The organism is Nonomuraea roseoviolacea subsp. carminata, assembly GCF_024172185.1.
Lineage (GTDB): Bacteria > Actinomycetota > Actinomycetes > Streptosporangiales > Streptosporangiaceae > Nonomuraea > Nonomuraea roseoviolacea.
This window is the reverse complement of sequence record NZ_JAMZEC010000001.1, coordinates 1,734,599-1,752,194: the sequence shown is the minus strand read 5'-3', so window position 1 is coordinate 1,752,194 and position 17,596 is coordinate 1,734,599. Positions and strand designations below refer to the sequence as shown.

General features: G+C 73.8%; 14 protein-coding genes. 10 read left to right on the top strand and 4 right to left on the bottom strand.

The features are described 5' to 3' along the window. Positions 1-26 precede the first annotated feature (26 nt). The 4 genes from HD595_RS07970 to HD595_RS07955 are packed head-to-tail and all read left to right on the top strand — an operon-like array spanning position 27 to position 3,451. Entirely contained in the window at positions 27-764 is a 738-nt protein-coding gene (locus HD595_RS07970; protein ID WP_253767082.1) for an ABC transporter ATP-binding protein, read from the top strand. After that, entirely contained in the window at positions 761-1,729 is a 969-nt protein-coding gene (locus HD595_RS07965; protein ID WP_253767080.1) for a P1 family peptidase, read from the top strand. The genes HD595_RS07970 and HD595_RS07965 overlap by 4 nt, the downstream gene beginning before the upstream one ends. Before the next feature lie 4 nt (positions 1,730-1,733). Next, positions 1,734-2,381 (top strand): FMN-binding negative transcriptional regulator, encoded by a 648-nt coding sequence (locus tag HD595_RS07960; protein WP_253767078.1) that lies wholly within the window; start codon positions 1,734-1,736, stop codon positions 2,379-2,381. Next, positions 2,378-3,451 carry a C45 family autoproteolytic acyltransferase/hydrolase gene (locus HD595_RS07955; protein WP_253767076.1) on the top strand — a complete coding sequence of 358 codons (1,074 nt, stop codon included), beginning with the start codon at positions 2,378-2,380 and terminating at the stop codon, positions 3,449-3,451. Before HD595_RS07960 ends, HD595_RS07955 begins: the two co-directional genes overlap by 4 nt. Positions 3,452-3,477: 26 nt before the next feature. On the opposite strand, the gene HD595_RS07950 is transcribed toward HD595_RS07955, so the two are convergent. Further along, positions 3,478-4,638 carry an acyl-CoA dehydrogenase family protein gene (locus HD595_RS07950; protein WP_253767075.1) on the bottom strand — a complete coding sequence of 387 codons (1,161 nt, stop codon included), beginning with the start codon at positions 4,636-4,638 and terminating at the stop codon, positions 3,478-3,480. 67 nt (positions 4,639-4,705) lie between these two features. Here HD595_RS07950 and HD595_RS07945 point away from each other — a divergent pair, with 67 nt between their 5' ends. From HD595_RS07945 to HD595_RS07935, 3 genes are read left to right on the top strand one after another with little or no spacing between them, the layout of a single operon-like run. Beyond that, positions 4,706-6,151 (top strand): aldehyde dehydrogenase family protein, encoded by a 1,446-nt coding sequence (locus tag HD595_RS07945; protein ID WP_253767073.1) that lies wholly within the window; start codon positions 4,706-4,708, stop codon positions 6,149-6,151. Continuing rightward, entirely contained in the window at positions 6,148-7,275 is a 1,128-nt protein-coding gene (locus HD595_RS07940) for a CaiB/BaiF CoA transferase family protein (protein WP_253767071.1), read from the top strand. Before HD595_RS07945 ends, HD595_RS07940 begins: the two co-directional genes overlap by 4 nt. Further along, complete coding sequence (locus HD595_RS07935; protein WP_253767069.1) at positions 7,272-7,973, top strand: GntR family transcriptional regulator; 702 nt, start codon at positions 7,272-7,274, stop codon at positions 7,971-7,973. Before HD595_RS07940 ends, HD595_RS07935 begins: the two co-directional genes overlap by 4 nt. 6 nt (positions 7,974-7,979) lie before the next feature. Here the strand turns inward: HD595_RS07935 and HD595_RS07930 are convergent, their stop codons facing one another. Then, entirely contained in the window at positions 7,980-8,873 is an 894-nt protein-coding gene (locus tag HD595_RS07930) for a serine/threonine-protein kinase (RefSeq protein WP_253767067.1), read from the bottom strand. A gap of 107 nt (positions 8,874-8,980) precedes the next feature. Continuing rightward, positions 8,981-11,185 (bottom strand): N-6 DNA methylase, encoded by a 2,205-nt coding sequence (locus HD595_RS07925; protein ID WP_253767065.1) that lies wholly within the window; start codon positions 11,183-11,185, stop codon positions 8,981-8,983. A gap of 75 nt (positions 11,186-11,260) precedes the next feature. Here HD595_RS07925 and HD595_RS07920 point away from each other — a divergent pair, with 75 nt between their 5' ends. Next, positions 11,261-12,031: a PP2C family protein-serine/threonine phosphatase gene (locus tag HD595_RS07920; protein ID WP_253767063.1), complete on the top strand. Its 771-nt coding sequence runs from the start codon at positions 11,261-11,263 to the stop codon at positions 12,029-12,031. Between the two features lie 102 nt (positions 12,032-12,133). Beyond that, positions 12,134-13,069, top strand: a complete 936-nt coding sequence (locus HD595_RS07915) for a CHAP domain-containing protein (RefSeq protein WP_308211361.1) — start codon at positions 12,134-12,136, stop codon at positions 13,067-13,069. Between the two features lie 18 nt (positions 13,070-13,087). On the opposite strand, the gene HD595_RS07910 is transcribed toward HD595_RS07915, so the two are convergent. Continuing rightward, positions 13,088-14,140, bottom strand: coding sequence for a glucose 1-dehydrogenase (locus tag HD595_RS07910; protein WP_253767059.1), 1,053 nt, complete (start codon positions 14,138-14,140; stop codon positions 13,088-13,090). A gap of 86 nt (positions 14,141-14,226) precedes the next feature. Between HD595_RS07910 and icmF the strand changes: the two genes are divergently transcribed. Continuing rightward, the gene (gene icmF / locus HD595_RS07905; RefSeq protein ID WP_253767057.1) at positions 14,227-17,568 is read left to right on the top strand and encodes a fused isobutyryl-CoA mutase/GTPase IcmF; all 3,342 of its coding nucleotides are present in this window, start codon (positions 14,227-14,229) and stop codon (positions 17,566-17,568) included. Positions 17,569-17,596 lie beyond the last annotated feature (28 nt).

The window sequence follows — 17,596 nt, the reverse complement described above, 5'->3', positions numbered from 1 at the left end:
CGGGCCGCGGTGCCGGAGGTGGTCGCGTGATCCTGGAACTGGACGACGTCACGGTGTCCTTCACCACCGGCCCGCCCCTGCGGCGCCGCCGACTCGACGCCGTGCGCGGCGTCTCGCTGGCCGTGGCCGAGGGCGAGACGCTGGGCGTGGTGGGGGAGTCGGGCTCGGGCAAGACCACCACCAGCCGGGTGGCGCTCGGCCTGCGACGGCCCACCTCCGGCACGGTGCTCTTCGACGGCAGGCCGTTCCCGCGCAGGCGCCGCGACCTGGCCGGGCGCATCCAGGCGGTGCTCCAGCACCCCCACTGGTCGCTCAACCCCCGCATGCGCGTCGGGCAGAGCGTCGCCGAGCCGCTGGCCGTGCTCGGCCGGCCCGCCGGGTCGCTGGTGGCCGAGGCGCTGGAGCAGGTCGGCCTGGGCGCCGGCTTCGCCGAGCGCTATCCTCACGAGCTGTCCGGCGGCCAGCGGCAGCGGGTGTCGATCGCCCGCGCGCTGATCACCCGGCCGAGCTTCGTCGTCCTCGACGAGGCGGTCAGCGCCCTCGACGTCTCCGTCCAGGCCCAGATCCTCAACCTGCTGAAGGACCTCCAGGCGGAGTTCCGCTTCAGCGCCCTGTTCATCTCCCACGACCTCGGCGCCGTCCGGTACGTGGCCGACCGGATCGCCGTCATGCGCGACGGCGAGATCGTCGAGACCGCGGCCGCCGCCGCCTTCCACACCGCTCCCGAACACCCGTACTCGCGCCAGCTCCTGGAGTCCCTGTGACCCTCGCCCCCGTCTCGTCCTTCGCCACCGGTGCGCCGGGCAACGCCGACCTCCCGCTCACCCCCCAGCCCAGCCCCGGCCGCGGCAGCGTGCCGTTCGACCTGCCCGGCGTGCACGTCGGCACCGCCGAGTACGCCGAAGGCCCCACCGGCTGCACCGTCGTGCACGTCCCGGCGGGCGCGCGCACCGCCGTCGACGCCCGCGGCGGCGCGGTCGGCATGAGCGGCGGCTACGACTTCAACCACGCGATCTGCTTGGCGGGCGGCTCGGTGTACGGCCTGGCCGCCGCCGCCGGCGTGAGCGAGGAGCTGCTCGCCCGGCGCGGCAACCAGGTCAGATGGGACGAGCTCCAGCTCGTCTCCGGCGCGGTGATCTACGACTTCTCCGCGCGGGACAACGCCGTCCATCCCGACACCGCGCTCGGCCGCGCCGCGCTGCGCGCCGCCCGCGAGGGCGAGTTCCCCGTGGGCCGGTGCGGGGCCGGCATCGGCGCCACCGCCGGGAAGATCGACTTCGGCCGGGCCGAGCACACCGGGCAGGGCGCCGCGTTCGGCGTCTTCGGCAGCGCCAAGGTGCTGGTGGCGACCGTGATCAACTCCGTGGGCGTGGTCGTCGGCCGTGACGGGGAGATCCTGCGCGGCAACTACCACTCCGGCGAGGGGGTCAGGCGGCACCCGAGCGTGGACTACGCGCAGCTCGCGGACGCGCCGGCCGTGATGGGCAACACCACCCTGACCGTGATGGTGACGAACGTGAGCCTGGCCGACCGCGACCTCGCCCAGGTCGCGCGCCAGGTGCACAGCTCGATGCACCGCGGCATCCAGCCGTTCCACACCTCGACGGACGGCGACGTGCTGTTCGCCCTCACCACCGACGAGGTGGAGCTGGAGGGGCTCAAGCCGGCGGGCTTCGGCGCGCTGGCCTCGGAGGTGGCCTGGGACGCCGTCCTGAGCGGCGTGGAGTAGGCCGATGCACGTCTTCCCCCGTTACGCGCCGGCCGATCCCGCGCACGCCGCCCGCCTGGTGCGGGAGAACCCGTTCGCGCTCGTGGTCAACGCCGCGGACGGCGTGCCCGTGGCCACCCACGCCCCGGTGCTCGTCGAGGACCCCGGCGGCCCCGGCTTCGAGGGCGCCACGCTCGTCGGCCACCTGGCCCGCGTCAACCCGCAGTGGCGGGCCTGGGAGTCCGCGCCGCAGACGCTGGTCGTCTTCTCGGGGCCGCACGGGTACGTCTCGCCGACCAGCTACGAGGCGGACCCGGCGGTGCCGACCTGGAACTACGCGGCCGTCCACCTGACGGGCCGGATCGAGGTCCATCCGGACCCGCTGGAGGTGGTGGAGCGGACCGTGGAGGCGATGGAGTCGTCCCGGACGCCGTCGTGGCGGCCCGGCGCGGCCTCGCGCGAGGTGTTCGCCCGGATCGTGTCCGGTGTGGTGGCCTTCCGGGTACGGGTGACGGGGGAGCGCGGCATGTTCAAGCTGAGCCAGGACCTCGACGACGAGCGGCGCGCGCGGGTCCGTCGCGACGCGGCGCCGGCGCTCGCCGCGCTCATGGACCAGGTGGACGCGCGCCCGGCCGACGCCGGGCGGACAGCAGGCCCGGAGGTGGCTTCGTGACCAGGTTCCCCGCGTTCACCTCGTCGCGCCCGGACCCGGGCGGGCGCGGCAGGGAGTTCGGGACCCACTGGGGCGCGGCCGTGCGCGCCAACCACGACGGCTACCTGCGGCTGTTCGAGGCGTGCGGGGCCGGGCCGGAACGGGTCCGCGAGCTGTCGGAGCGGGCACTGGCCGCGACGGCCGCCTGGGCGCCGGAGCTGGCCGAGGAGATCGGCGGCATCGCGGAAGGCTGCGGCCTGGAGCCCTGGCAGGTGGCCGCCGTCAACGCCCGCACCGAGATCCTCGCGGCGATGCGGGCCGGCGGCGAGGGCGAGTGCTCGACCGCCGTCGTGCTCGACCCGGGCCGGCCGCCGCGTACCGTCCAGACCTGGGACTGGCACGACCACCTGCGCGACGCGCCGCTGCTGTGGGCCTTCGAGACGGCCGGCGGGCGCCGGGTGCGCACGTTCACCGAGGCCGGGGTGCTGGCCAAGATCGGCGTCAACGACGCGGGCCTCGGCGTCCACTTCAACATCCTGCGCCACCGCGCCGACCACGCCGACGTCGGCGTGCCCGTCCACCTGGTCGCGCGCCGCATCCTCGACGAGGCGGCCACACTGGAGGAGGCCACGCGGATCGCCCGCTCGGCGCGGACGTCGGCGTCCACGGTCGTCACCGTGGTGACCGAGGAGGGGGCCAGGTCGCTGGAGATCTGCCCGGCGGGCGTCGGCGTGGTCGAGGCCGGGGTGAACGGGATCGACGGCGTGCTCCTGCACACCAACCACTTCCTGGACCCGGAGCTGGCGCGCGGCGAGGACCTCGGCACCGAGCGGCCCGGCACGTACGCGCGGCTGCGCCACCTGGAGGAACGGGCGGACGGCCTGGCCGACCCCGACCTCACGGCGCGGGCCGGGGCGATGACCTGTCACGCCCCGGTGGCGCCGGTGTGCGCCCACCCGGACCCGGCGCTGCCCTTCGACCAGCGCTGGGAGACGCTCGCGGTGATCAGCCTGGACGTGGCCGCGGGCGCCATGCGCGTCCACCGGGGACGGCTCTGCCAGGTCGCCGCGACGACCTGGCAGACGTTCTGAGCCCCGCCGTCGACGGCGCGGCCGTTCTAGTGGAAGGCGGGCAGGCCGGTGAGCGCCTTGCCGACGACCAGCGCGTGGATCTCCGAGGTGCCCTCGTAGGTCAGCACGGACTCCAGGTTCACCGCGTGACGGATCACCGGGTACTCCAGCGTGACGCCGCTCGCGCCGAGCAGCGTGCGGCAGGTCCGCGCGATGTCGAGGGCCTCGCGCACGTTGTTGAGCTTGCCGGCGCTCACCTGCTCCGGGGTGATCTCGCCGCGCTCCTTCAGCCGCCCGAGGTGCACGGCCAGCAGCAGGCCCTTGCCCAGCTCCAGCGTCATGTCGGCGAGCTTGGCCTGGGTGAGCTGGTAGGAGGCGAGCGGCCGGGCGAACACCTCCCGGGAGGCGGCGTACTCCAGCGCCGTCTCCAGGCAGTCGAGCGCGGCGCCCATCGCGCCGAAGACGATGCCGAACCGGGCCTCGTTCAGGCAGCCCAGCGGGCCGGACAGGCCCCGCGCGCCGGGCAGCATCGCCTCGGCCGGCAGCCGCACGCCGTCCAGCACCAGCTCGCTCGTCACGCTGGCGCGCAGCGACACCTTGTGCTTGACGTCGTGCGCGGCGAAGCCGGGCGTGCCCGCCGGGACGAGGAAGCCGCGCACGCCGTCCTCGGTGCGCGCCCAGACGACCGCGACGTCGGCGATCGAGCCGTTGGTGATCCACATCTTGGTGCCGCTCAGCACCCAGTCGGAGCCGTCGCGCCTGGCCGTCGTGCGCATGCCGCCCGGGTCGGAGCCGAAGTCGGGCTCGGTGAGGCCGAAGCAACCGATGCGCTCCCCGGCCGCCATGGCCGGCAGCCATTCCTGCTTCTGCTCCTCGCTGCCGTACTTCCAGATCGCGTACATGGCCAGCGAGCCCTGCACCGAGACCAGGCTGCGCAGCCCGGAGTCGGCGGCCTCCAGCTCCAGGCAGGCCAGGCCGTACGCGACGGCGCCGAGGCCGGCGCAGCCGTACCCGTCGAGGTGCATGCCGAGGACGCCGACCGAGCCGAGCGTGCGGGCCAGCTCGCGCGCGGGCAGCTCGCCCGCCTCGAACCAGCCGGCGACGTGCGGCCGGATCTCGCGGTCGCAGACCTGGCGGACGGCCTCGCGGATGTCGCGCTCCTCGTCGGTGAGGAGGCCGTCGAGGGCGAACAGGGCAGAGGGGTGCATGAGCGCTCCATTGTATTTTGGATCCAATATTGAATATCCAATATGGCATGGCTAGGGTGGTTTGACCATGGAGCTGCTGAACCTCGTGAACGGCCGCTGGATCGAGGGATCCGGCGCCGCGTTCGCCGACGCCAACCCCGCGAACCCCGGCGAGATCGTCGCCCGCGGGCGCGCCGCCTCGCCCGAGGAGGTGGGGCTGGCCGTCCGCGCCGCCCGCGACGCCGCGCCCGCCTGGCGCGCCACCCCCCACCACGAGCGCGCCGCCGTCCTGTCCAGGGCCGCCGCCCTCGTCGACGCGGCCGCCGAGGAGTGGGGGCGCGAGCTGAGCCGCGAGGAGGGCAAGACGCTCCCCGAGGCCGTGGCCGAGGTCCGCGGCGCGGCCCGCATCCTGCGCTACTACGCCGCCGAGGCCGACCGCGACAGCGGCGAGATCTACGCCTCCCCGCGCCCCGGCGAGAACCTCCTCGTCATGCGCCGCCCCGTGGGCGTCGCCGGCCTCATCACGCCGTTCAACTTCCCGATCGCCATCCCCGCCTGGAAGATCGGCCCCGCGCTGACCTACGGCAACACGGTCGTGTGGAAGCCCTCCTCGCTCGTGCCGCTCCTCGCCATGCGCCTCGCGGGCGCCCTCACCGAGGCGGGCCTGCCCGACGGCGTGCTCAACCTCGTGTACGGCGAGGCCGACGCCGGAGCCGCGATCATCGACCACCCCGGCGTGAACGCCGTCTCCTTCACCGGCTCCACCGAGGTCGGCCGGGCCGTCATCGCCCGCTGCGGCGAACTGGCCAAGCCGGTGCAGACCGAGATGGGCGGCAAGAACGCCGCCGTCGTGCTCGCCGACGCCGACCTCGACCACGCCGCCGAGCAGGTGTGCCTCGGCGCGTTCCGCTCCACCGGGCAGAAGTGCACGGCCACCTCCCGCCTCGTGGTCGAGGAGGCCGTCGCCGCCGACCTGCTGCGCAAGGTGGCCGCCAAAGCCGAGGAACTCGTCGTCGGCGACCCGCTCAAGGATGGCGTGGAGATGGGACCGCTCGTCAGCGCCGCCGCCCGCCAGCGCGTGGCGGCGGGCGTGCGGCGGGCCGTCGAGGACGGCGCCGAGCCGCTGGCGGGCGCCCGGCCGTACCGGGACGGGCGGCTCGCCGAGGGCTGGTTCACCCCGCCCACCGTGCTCGCCCTGCCCGGCACGCACCTGGACGTGTGGAGCACCGAGCTGTTCGGCCCGGTCGTCGGCGCGGTGCGCGCCGCTGGCCCGGAGGAGGCACTGCGGCTGGCCAACCGGAGCGAGCACGGGCTGTCGGCGGCGATCTTCACCCGCGACCTGGGCGCCGCGCTGCGGGCCGTGGACGACCTCGACGTCGGCGTGCTCCACGTCAACTCGGAGTCCGCGGGCACCTTCCCCTGGGTGCCGTTCGGCGGCAGCAAGCTCAGCGGCTTCGGGCCGAGGGAGCAGGGACGGGCCGCCCGCGAGTTCTTCACCCAGACCGTCACCGTCTACCTCGGGGCGCCGGCGTGAGCGGGGCGCTGTCCGGCCTGCTCGTGGCCGACTTCAGCCGGGTGCTCGCGGGCCCGTACGCCACCATGCTCCTCGCCGACCTCGGCGCCGACGTCGTCAAGGTCGAACGGCCGGACGGCGGCGACGACACCCGCTCGTGGGGCCCGCCGCACGCCGGGGGAGAGGCCACCTACTTCCTCGCCGTCAACCGCAACAAGCGCTCCATCGCCCTCGACCTGCGCGACCCGGCGGACGCCGAGGTGGCCCGCGCCCTCGCCGCCCGCGCCGACGTGCTCGTCGAGAACTTCAGGCCCGGCACCATGGACCGCCTCGGGCTCGGCTACGACAGGCTGCGCGCGGCCAACCCGGGGCTCGTCTACTGCTCCATCACCGGGTTCGGCGAGGGCGAGGGGGCGCGGCTGCCCGGCTACGACCTCATCGCGCAGGCCGTCGGCGGGCTGATGAGCGTCACCGGCGAGCCCGGCGGGCCCGGCACGAAGGCGGGCGTCGCCCTCGTGGACGTGATCACCGGGCTGCACGCCTCGCTCGGCGTGCTGGCCGCGCTCCGCCACCGCGACGCCACCGGCCAGGGGCAGCGGGTGACGGTCTCGCTGCTGTCGTCGCTGCTGTCGGCCATGACGAACCTGGCCTCCGGGTACGCCGCCGCCGGCGTGGTGCCCTCCGCCATGGGCAACCGGCATCCCAGCATCGTCCCGTACGAGGTGTTCCAGGCCGCCGACCGGCCGATCGTCATCGCGGCCGGCAACGACCGCCAGTTCCGCGCCCTGTGCGACGCCCTCGGGCGCGGCGACCTCGCGGCCGACCCGAGGTACGCCGCCAACTCCGGCCGGGTCGCCCACCGGGACGAGCTGTGCGCCGAGCTCGACCGGGCCCTCGCCGCCCGCACGGCCGACGAGTGGTTCGCCGCCCTGACCGCGGCCGGGGTGCCCTGCGGGCCGATCAACACCATGGCCGACGCCTTCGCCCTGGCTTCGGAACTGGGTCTGAACCCGCTGGTCGGCGAGGGACCGGCCGCCCAGGTGGCCAACCCCATCGGCCTCGGCGGCACGCCCCCGGAGTACCGCCTCGCGCCTCCGTCGCTCGGGCAGGACGACCAGTGGGTTCGTGAGATATTGGGCGGATGACCACGCCAGAAGGGCCGGCAAGGGGTGTCGCGGGCGAGGCCGGTGGGCGGCGCAGGCCGCCCACGGCGCAGCAGTTCGTCCTGGGGGAGCTGCGGCGCGCCATCACCACCGGCCGGCTGCGTCCCGGCGACCCCATCCGGCAGGAGGCGCTGGCCGAGGAGCTCGACGTGAGCCGCGTCCCCCTCCGTGAGGCGCTCAAGACGCTCCAGGGCGAGGGCCTGGTCACCTACGAGGCCCACCGGGGCTACTTCGTCGAGCGGCTCTCGCTCGACGACCTGCGCGAGGTCTACCTCATCCGGGAGCTCCTGGAGGCCGAGGCGGTGCGCCGGGCGGCCGGGCGGATCGGCGACGAGGCGCTGCGCGCGGCCGAGCGGGCGCAGGCGGAGGTCGAGGAGGCCGCCGCCGCGGGCGACGTGCTGGCGATGGCCGCGGCCAACCGCCGCTTCCACATGACGATCTTCGAGGCGTCCGGGCTGCCGCGCATGGTCCGGATGATCAGAACGCTGTGGGACTCCACCGACGCCTACCGCTCCGTCTACTACGGGGAGCCGGCCAACAGGGAACGGGTCATCGAGGAGCACCGGGCCGCGCTCGACCTGCTGCGCCGCCGCGACGCCGAGGGGGCCGTGCGGGTCCTGGCCGCGCACCGCGCCCACGCCGTGACCGCCATCGAGGCCGTCCTCCCCGGCACCCCTTGAAGCGTTTCAGCCGGTGAGGACGCGGCCGACCATCCGCGCGTACATGCGGCCCGGGCTCGGGGACCGGGCCAGGAAACCGGGCAGCATGGGCAGCCCCACCGCGTACGGCTCCAGCCGCTCGTACAGCTCCTCCGCACCGGAGGGCCGGTCGTCGGGCCGCTTCTCCAGCAGCTCGGACAGCAGCGCGCCGAGCCCGGCCGGCAGGCCCGGGATGTCCGGTGGCCGCTCCTTGACCTGCTTCTCGAACACCACGTAGTCCGTCGGCCCGGTGAACAGTTGCCGGCCGGTCAGCATCTCGTGCAGCACGCAGCCCAGCGCGTACAGGTCGCTGCGCGGCTCGGCGACGCCCCGCTGGATCTGCTCGGGCGCCATGTAGGCGGGCGTGCCGAGGATCTGGCCGATCCGGGTGAACGTCGTGACGTCGGACTCGCGCAGCATGGCCAGGCCGAAGTCGAGCACCTTCACGCTGCCGTCGGGGCACAGCATGAGGTTGGTGGGCTTGAGGTCGCGGTGGCAGATGGCCAGCGCGTGCGCGGCCGACAGGACCGCGCACGCCTGCGCGGCGATGGCGGCGGCCCACGGGACCGGCAGCGGCCCGTGCTCGCTGAGCACGTCGGCCACGGTGACGCCTTCGATGAACTGCATCACCTGGTACAGCCGCTGCTCGTGGGTGCCGAAGTCGTAGAGCACCGGCGCGCCCGGGTGCTCCAGCCGGGCCAGGATGCGGGCCTCCCGGATGAAGCGGCGCTCCAGCTCGCCGTCCGGCCCGCCGCTCGGCAGGCGCAGCAGCTTGACCGCGACACGGCGGTCGAGGTGGCGGTCGTGGCCCGCGTAGACGGCTCCCATGCCGCCCTGCCCGAGGGGGAAGTGCTCGAGCACATAGCGGTCGCCGATGACCATTCGCCCCTCCATCCCGCCTTTCGGAAAAACTACACCGTCCACGAGGGCGCGGGTGTGAGCGCCCGAGCCGCTTCACGGGGTGAGGTCACGAGCAGGGCGCGCCCGCTTCACGGGGTGAGGCCATGAGCGGGCGGGTGCAGGTGGCCGTCGGCCAGCCCGTCGAGGCCCAGACGGATCAGTGTCTGCCCCAGGGCGGAGGTCTCACGCAGGGCGTCCTCCAGCACCGCGAGCTGCCGGAACGCCTCGCCGTACGCGCTCTGCTCCTTGAGCGTCAGGCGCGGCAGGCGGGTGCGCCGCACGTCGAAGCGGCTGGAGCCGGTCGTCGCGCGGCCCCCGGCCGCCCGCAGGAAGCCGGCCAGGAAGTCGGGGTCGAGCCGGCGCTGGTCCACCCGGTAGAGCGTCAGGTGGGGCCCCAGCACGCAGCCGCCCTCGGCCATGACCCGGACGCTGGAGTAGGAGGCCACCACGTCGCCGGGGCGCACCTGCACGAGCCCCTGCTGGGCGCTCGCCCGGCCGGAGGGCGGCGTGCCGCCGGCCACGTCGTCGGCGGTCAGCACCGGCAGGTCGCCGCCGTCGGCGGCCATCTTGGGCGGCGCCTGGAGCACGGTGACCAGGCCCTCCTTGATGAGGTCGCCGACGGTGGTGGCGGGCTGGTCGAGCGGCTGGTCCAGCACCTTCAGGTCGGGCGGCGCCGCGGCGGCGGCCAGGAAGCGGTCGCGCGCCTCGGTGAAGGCGCGCCCGACGTCGTCGCGGCGCTGGTGGCGGGCCGGCGTCATGTCCACCTCGTCGGCCAGCAGGTCGATGATGCGCACCGTGCGGTCGGAGCGGTCGTCGAGGTAGGCGCGCCAGGCCGGCTCGACGGCGGACAGGTCGGCCGTCGCGTCGAGGATGAGCACGTCGGACGGCGGGCGCTCGCCCGCGCGCGGCCGGCGCAGCAGCCACAGGTCGGAGCCGGGCAGCGCCACGACGCCGCGCAGGGCGCCGGCCCGCAGCAGGTTGGCCCGGATGCGGCGGCCCGCCTTGCGGCTCGCGGCGGCGGGCGGCATGAGGATGGCGACCAGGCCGCCCGGCCGGACGTGGGTCAGGCAGTGCTGCACCCAGGCCAGCTCCGGCTCGCCGCGCGGCGGCAGGCCGTACTCCCAGCGCGGGTCGCCGGTCAGCTCCTCGTAGCCCCAGGCGCGCTCGTTGAACGGCGGGTCGCACAGGACGGCGTCGGCCTTCTCCCCGGCGAAGGCGTCGTGGCGGATGGCGTCGCCGGGGACGATCCGCGCGTCGGCGCCGCGCAGCCTGAGCCGGGCCGCGGCGATGCGGGCGGAGGCGCCGCTGAGGTCCTGCCCGAGCAGGCGGGCGGCCTTCGGGGCGAGCAGCAGCGTGCCGACGCCGCACGCGGGGTCCATGATCGTGGCGGGCCGCTCGATGCCGGAAACGCCCCGCTCCCCGTCCCCGGCCAGCACCATGCTCCCGGCCGGAGAACTGCTCCCGCTCCGGTCGCCGCTCCCGCTCCGGTCGCCGCTCCCGCTCCGGTTGCCGCTCCGGGTCAGATCGCCACTCCCGGTCAGGGCATCGCTCCCGCTCCGGTCGCCGCTGTCGGTCAGGGCACCGCTCCCCGTCAGGGCGCCACCCCCGGTAAGAGCGCCGCTCCCGGCAGGGCCACGGCCCGCGGGCCCGCTCGCCGCGGGCCCGCGATCCGCCGATCCCGCGTCCGCTGCTTGTCCGTCCGCCTGGCCGCCGTCCGCGGCGCGGTGGCCGGGCGGCGCCCCGTGCGGAGCCTGGGGGCCGCGGTGGCCGTCCGACGCCGCGGTCGGAACGACCGCGGGACGCCCGCCTGCGAGGTGGTCGCCGGCGGCCGGGGCGGCGCCGACCAGGCGGACCATCAGCTCGGCGACGTCCTCGCGGGTCACGGAGAGCCGGCGCGAGTGGGCCTCCAGGTAGCGCTCGCACAGGAACTCGTACGCCGCGAGCGCCCCGTGCCGCTCCGCCAGTTCGTACACCAGCCCGGCCAGTTCGGGGTCCAGCTCGGCGCTCCCGGTGGAAAGAAACTCACCCGCCTCGGCCACAAGGTCACCCAGGCGTAGATCTCCGGCGGCTTTCAGGCGCTGCCACACACGATCTCCCAGGGATACCTGGTAGGACTTCCCATAGCGCCGCAGCCACGCCTCGACCTGCCGCAGTGAGAAAAGCGGCTGGTTGGCGGTTCCACCCACGGGATGGGGGAAGTCGTCGTGGCGGCGTCGCCAGTTGCTCACCGCGGCACGCCCGACCCCCGCGAGCCGGGCGATGTCCCCGGCGTTCACGGTCGGGTCGTGGCTCATGCGACCACAGTAGTTCACAAGAGTCTTCAGCGCATCTGCTTGTGAAGTCTTTCAACCAATGATTTACTGCTAGGTATGAAGCACAACATCCGCTATGCCGCCGGATCAGATGTGGGGCGCCGCAGGGAGCAGAACGAGGATTCCGGCTACGCGAGCGGTCGGCTGCTCGTGGTGGCTGACGGGATGGGCGGCCACGCGGCCGGCGAGCTCGCGAGCTCGGCGGCGATCGCCGTCATGCGCGAGCTGGATGCCACGCTTCCGGAGACCGGCTCCGACCTGGAGGCCGCCCTTGAGGGCGCCGTGCACGAGGCGGCGCGCCGGCTGGTCGAGCTGGCGGAGATCGACCCGGCGCGCAGGGGCATGGGGACCACGGTGACCGCCATGCTCTGGGACGGTTACCGGTTCGCCCTGGCTCATCTCGGTGACTCCCGCGGATACCTGCTTCGCGATGGTGCTCTTTACCAGATGACCAAGGATCACACACTTGTGCAGTCGATGGTGGACGAAGGGCGGATAACGGAGGATCAGGCCGCCGTGCACCCCCGGCGTTCCATGGTGCTGCGGGTGCTCGGCAGCGAGGGCCGGGCCGAGCCCGACATGGCGCTGCGCGAGGCCGAGCCCGACGACCGCTACCTGCTGTGCTCCGACGGCCTCACGGCCGTGCTCGGTCCCGAGATGCTGCACGAGGTGCTCACCACGCATCCCGACCCGGCGATGGCCATGCAGCGCCTCATCGACCTGGCCAACGAGGGCGGCTCGCCGGACAACGTGACCGTGATCGTCGCCGACGTGGTGGCTCCGGGCACGGGCGACGAGCAGGTGTGGCGCGTGGGCGCGGGGGCGTAGCGGGCTCACTTCCAGGAGCCGCGTCACTTCCGCCACAGGAGTCCTTTTTCTTCCCAGAGCTCGTCACTTTCCCGGTGCGCGGCCCGCGCTCGGCGCGCGGCGATTACCGTACATCGTGATCGTCCGGATTTTCTGGGAGGAGTCGCGCTGGACCCCATCGCGGAAGCTCTGCTGAAACAGGTCCGTAAGGAGATCGGCTACCGGGAGAAGGGCGGCCAGCAGACCAAGTTCGGCCACTGGTACGCCGAGCGCGTCCAGGACACCCAGTACCGGGACGCGCCCTGGTGCGACATGTTCATCGCCTGGGCGGCGGACCGGGCCGGCATCACGGACTACGTCGGCAGCTTCGCCTGGACGCCGTCCCACGCCGCGTGGTTCATCAAGCAGGGCGCGTGGTCGTCCAAGCCCGAGCCGGGAGCGCTGGTCTTCTTCGACTGGAAGGGCGGCAAGAGCTACCAGGGCATCGACCACGTCGGCATCGTCGAGAGCGTCTCCGGCGGCAGGATCCACACGATCGAGGCGAACGTCGACCGCGTGTGGCTCAAGCGCAAGGTCCGCGATACCGACAAGGTCGTCGGGTACGGCCTGCCGCGCCTGGTCAAGGCCAACGCCACGCTGAGCGAGATCCGCTCCACCGACCACCCGTTCGCGCCGGCGCCCCGGGCGGGTGAGCCCCAGGGGTCGGTGTTCGACGTGCTGGGCACACCCCACGCCCTGCTCGCCGTCATGGTGCTGACGACGATCGCGCTCTCCTTACGCTTCGCCGGACGCCGCCGCGGCATCCATCGCCGCCTCGCCTGGCCCTGGAACGCGCCGGCGCGCCGCGACCACGGCGTGTCGTGGACCGAGGACGACCCCGCCTGGTCCGACCCCGAACCCGCCTGGGACGACCCCGAACCCGCATCAGACCGCGACGATCCCGCCTGGGACGGCCATGAGCGCGACACCGGCGGCGACCGGGTCCCCGTGGTCATCGGCGGACCTCCCGGCGAGCAGCCCCCGGCCTCCCGCCGCCGCCCGTACGAGCGGGGACGCTGACGCGGGCGGGCGCGCCGGTCAGCCGGTCAGGTCGATGACCAGCTTGACGTCGTCGCCCGGCTTGTCGAACGCCTCCAGCGCCCGCTCCAGCGGCAGCCGCCTGGTGATCAGCCGTTCCAGCCAGGCGCAGTCGGCCGCGGCCAGCGCCTCGCCCGCGGCGCGGAAGTGGCGCAGGTTGGCGTTGACGGAGCCGAACACCACGTCGTTCTCCAGCACCATGTCCCGGTTGATGCGCCCCACGTCCGCGTCCAGCACCTTGCCGGCGGGTGACACGCCGGTCAGGCACACGATGCCGGCCGAGCCGCTCGCCAGCATCGCGTCGCGGACCATCGTGTCCGCCCCCGTGGCCTCGACGATGATGTCCGGGCGCAGGTCGCGCACCGGCTCCAGGGAGCTGCCGGAGTGGAAGACCGCGCCGAGCGAGCGCACGAGGTCCCTCTTGAGCCCTTCGGTGGCGCGGTCGATGACGTGCACCTCCAGCCCGCGCTGCCTGGCGAGCAGGGCGGCCAGCAGGCCGATCGGCCCGGCGCCGACGACGAGCGCCGTACGCGGCTCGAACCAGGACCGCGCCCCGATCCGCTCGATGTGCTCCCACGCCTTGGCCACGACCGAGGTCGGCTCCATCAGCATCCCGACCCGCTCCAGCCGCGGGTCGATGCGCACGGCGTAGTCCTCCTCCACGGTCCACAGCTCGCTGCCGTAGCCGTCGAGCGCCTTGATGCCGCGCTCGGTGTAGCGGCCGTTGCGGCACATGTCGAACTCGCCGCGGGCGCAGGCCGGGCACGGCACCGGGTCGGGCCGGCGCACCACGCCGACGACCAGGTCGCCGGGGGAGAAGGAGGACCCCTCGGGCGCGCGGAGCACGCGGCCGAGCGACTCGTGGCCGAGGACCATGCAGTCCTGCTCGCCCCGCCAGAAGCCGTACTCACCGGAGGCCAGCTCCCGGTCCGTGCCGCAGATGCCCAGGGCCAGGCCCTGGACGAGCAGCTCGCCGGGCCCCGGCTCGGGATCGGGGACGTCCTCGACGCGGAGCGACCCACGGGTGTCCGGCCGCAAGGTGAGTGCGCGCATGACCGACCTCTACCCGGCAGGCGACAGGAAATAGTAGGACGTCCTAGTATCTTGAGGGTAGGCCGCTCAAAGAGGAGTGATCAGGCGTGCACGTACCGGTCCATCCCGTCCGCTTCGTGACGGCAGCCGCGCTGTTCGACGGCCATGACGCCGCGATCAACATCATGCGCCGCATCCTCCAGTCGCAGGGCGCCGAGGTCGTCCACCTGGGGCACAACCGGTCGGTCGACGAGATCGTCACCGCCGCCATCCAGGAGGACGTCCAGGGCGTCGCGGTCAGCTCCTACCAGGGCGGCCACGTCGAGTTCTTCACCTACCTGGTGGAGCTGCTGCGCGAGCGCGGCGCGGGGCACGTCAAGGTGTACGGCGGTGGCGGCGGCGTCATCGTGCCGGAGGAGATCGAGCTGCTGCACTCCCGGGGCGTCAGCCGGATCTTCTCGCCCGAGGACGGCCAGCGCCTCGGCCTGCCCGGGATGATCAACAAGCTCGTCGAGGAGTGCGACGTCGAGCTGGGCGACCCGCCGTCGGCGGAGGCCGTGGTCTCGGGCGACCAGGCCGCGCTGGCCCGCGCGATCACCCTGATCGAGTCCGGCCGCGCCCCGGCCGAGCTGCTCGACCGGCTGCGCGCCGTCGGCGGGTCCCGCGCGGGCGGCGATTCGGCGCCGGGCGGGTCGCCCGTGCCTGTCCTGGGCGGGTCGTCCGCGCCCGTCCCGGGCGAGTCGCCCGCGCCCGGTGACGCCGAGGTGCTCGGCGGCCTGCGCGCCCCCGTGCTCGGCATCACCGGCACCGGCGGCTCCGGCAAGTCCTCGCTCACCGACGAGCTGGTCCGGCGCCTGCGCGTGGACAACGACGACAAGCTGCGCATCGCCGTCATCGCCATCGACCCCACCCGCCGGCGCGGGGGCGGCGCGCTGCTCGGCGACCGCATCCGCATGAACAGCCTCGGCCCCCAGACCTACTTCCGCTCGCTGGCCACCCGCGGCGCGCCCAACGAGGTGCCCGCCTGCCTCGACGACGTGGTCGCCGCCTGCCGCGCCGCCGGCTACGACCTGGTGATCGTGGAGACGCCCGGCATCGGCCAGGGCGACGCCGGGATCGTGCCGCACGTGGACGTGCCGATCTACGTCATGACCCCGGAGTTCGGCGCGGCCTCCCAGCTGGAGAAGATCGACATGCTCGACTTCGCCGAGGCCGTGGTGATCAACAAGTACGAGCGGCGCGGGGCCGAGGACGCCCTGCGCGACGTGCGCCGGCAGCTCGTGCGCAACCGGGAGGCGTTCGGCGTCGCGCCCGACGACATGCCGGTGTTCGGCACGATCGCCGCCCGCTACAACGACGCCGGGGTGACGGCCCTCTACCAGCATCTCAAGGGACTGCTCGTGGACAAGGGCCTGCCCGCCGGGCCGGGGCTGCTGGCGCCGGTGCGCGGCCGCACCTCCGAGACGTCCGAGGCCATCGTCCCGCCCGCGCGGGTGCGCTACCTGGCGGAGATCGCCGAGACCGTCCGCGCCTACCACGCCGAGACGCTCGCCCAGGCGGAGGCGGCCCGCCGCCGCCAGCAGGTCGCCGCCGTGCGCGCGCTCCTCGCGCGCGACGGGGCGGGCGAGGGGGGCGAGGAGCGGCTGGCCGGCCTGGAGGAGCGGGCCGAGCGGGAGCTGTCGGAGGAGAGCCGGGCGCTGCTCGACTCCTGGCCCGCCACGCGCGAGCAGTACACCGCCGACGAGCTGGTGGTCCGCGTGCGCGACCGGGAGATCCACACGCCGCTGTGGCGCGAGACGCTGTCCGGCAACCGCATCCCCAGGGTGGCGCTGCCCCGCTACAGCGACCACGGCGACCTGCTGCGGTTCCTGCGCTCGGAGAACCTGCCGGGCCGCTTCCCGTTCACGGCCGGCGTGTTCGCGTTCAAGCGCGACGACGAGGACCCCACCCGGATGTTCGCGGGGGAGGGCGACCCGTTCCGCACCAACCGCCGCTTCAAGCTGCTCTCGGAGGGCCAGCCCGCGACGCGGCTGTCCACCGCGTTCGACTCGGTCACGCTGTACGGCCACGACCCCGACCTGCGCCCCGACATCTACGGAAAGGTCGGCACCTCAGGGGTGTCGATCGCGACGCTCGACGACATGAAGGCCCTCTACGACGGCTTCGACCTGGCGGCGCCCAACACGTCCGTGTCGATGACCATCAACGGGCCCGCGCCCACCATCCTGGCCTTCTACCTCAACGCGGCCGTCGACCAGGCCCTCGACCGGTTCCGGGCCGAGCAGGGCCGCGAGCCGTCCGAGGCGGAGGCCCGCGACCTGCGCGCCCGCACGCTGGCCACGGTCAGGGGCACGGTCCAGGCCGACATCCTCAAGGAGGACCAGGGGCAGAACACCTGTATCTTCTCCACCGAGTTCTCGCTGCGGATGATGGCCGACATCCAGGAGTGGTTCATCGCCAACGGCGTGCGCAACTTCTACTCGGTGTCGATCTCCGGCTACCACATCGCCGAGGCCGGGGCCAATCCGATCAGCCAGCTCGCCTTCACGCTCGCCAACGGCTTCACCTACGTCGAGGCGTACCTCGCGCGCGGCATGGACATCGACGACTTCGCCCCCAACCTGTCGTTCTTCTTCTCCAACGGCATGGACCCCGAGTACAGCGTGCTCGGGCGGGTGGCCCGGCGCGTCTGGGCGGTCGCGATGCGCGAGCGGTACGGCGCCGCCGAGCGCTCACAGAAGCTCAAGTACCACATCCAGACCTCGGGCCGGTCGCTGCACGCCCAGGAGATGGACTTCAACGACATCCGCACCACGCTGCAGGCGCTGATCGCGATCTACGACAACTGCAACAGCCTGCACACCAACGCCTTCGACGAGGCGGTCACCACCCCCTCGGCCGACTCGGTGCGCCGGGCCATGGCCATCCAGCTCATCATCAACCGCGAGTGGGGCCTGGCCCGCAACGAGAACCCGCTGCAGGGCTCGTTCATCATCGAGGAGCTGACGGACCTGGTCGAGGAGGCCGTGCTCGGCGAGTTCGAGCGGTTGTCGGACCGGGGCGGCGTGCTGGGCGCCATGGAGACGGGCTACCAGCGCGGGCGCATCCAGGACGAGTCGATGCTGTACGAGATGCGCAAGCACGACGGCTCGCTGCCGATCATCGGCGTCAACACCTTCCGCAACCCGCGCGGCGACGAGCCGCACGAGCGGAAGCTGGAGCTGGCCCGGGGCACCGAGGAGGAGAAGCGCTCGCAGCTCGACCGGCTCGACTCCTTCCACGAGCGGCACCGGACCGAGGCGCCCGCCGCGCTGGCCCGCCTGCGCGAGGCGGCCATGTCCCGCTCGAACGCCTTCGAGGTGCTGATGGACGCCGCGCGCGTGTGCTCGCTGGGCCAGATCACCGAGGCCCTGTTCGAGGCGGGCGGTCAGTACCGGCGCAACGTGTGACGACACCCTGGGCTGCCCCGGGGCGACC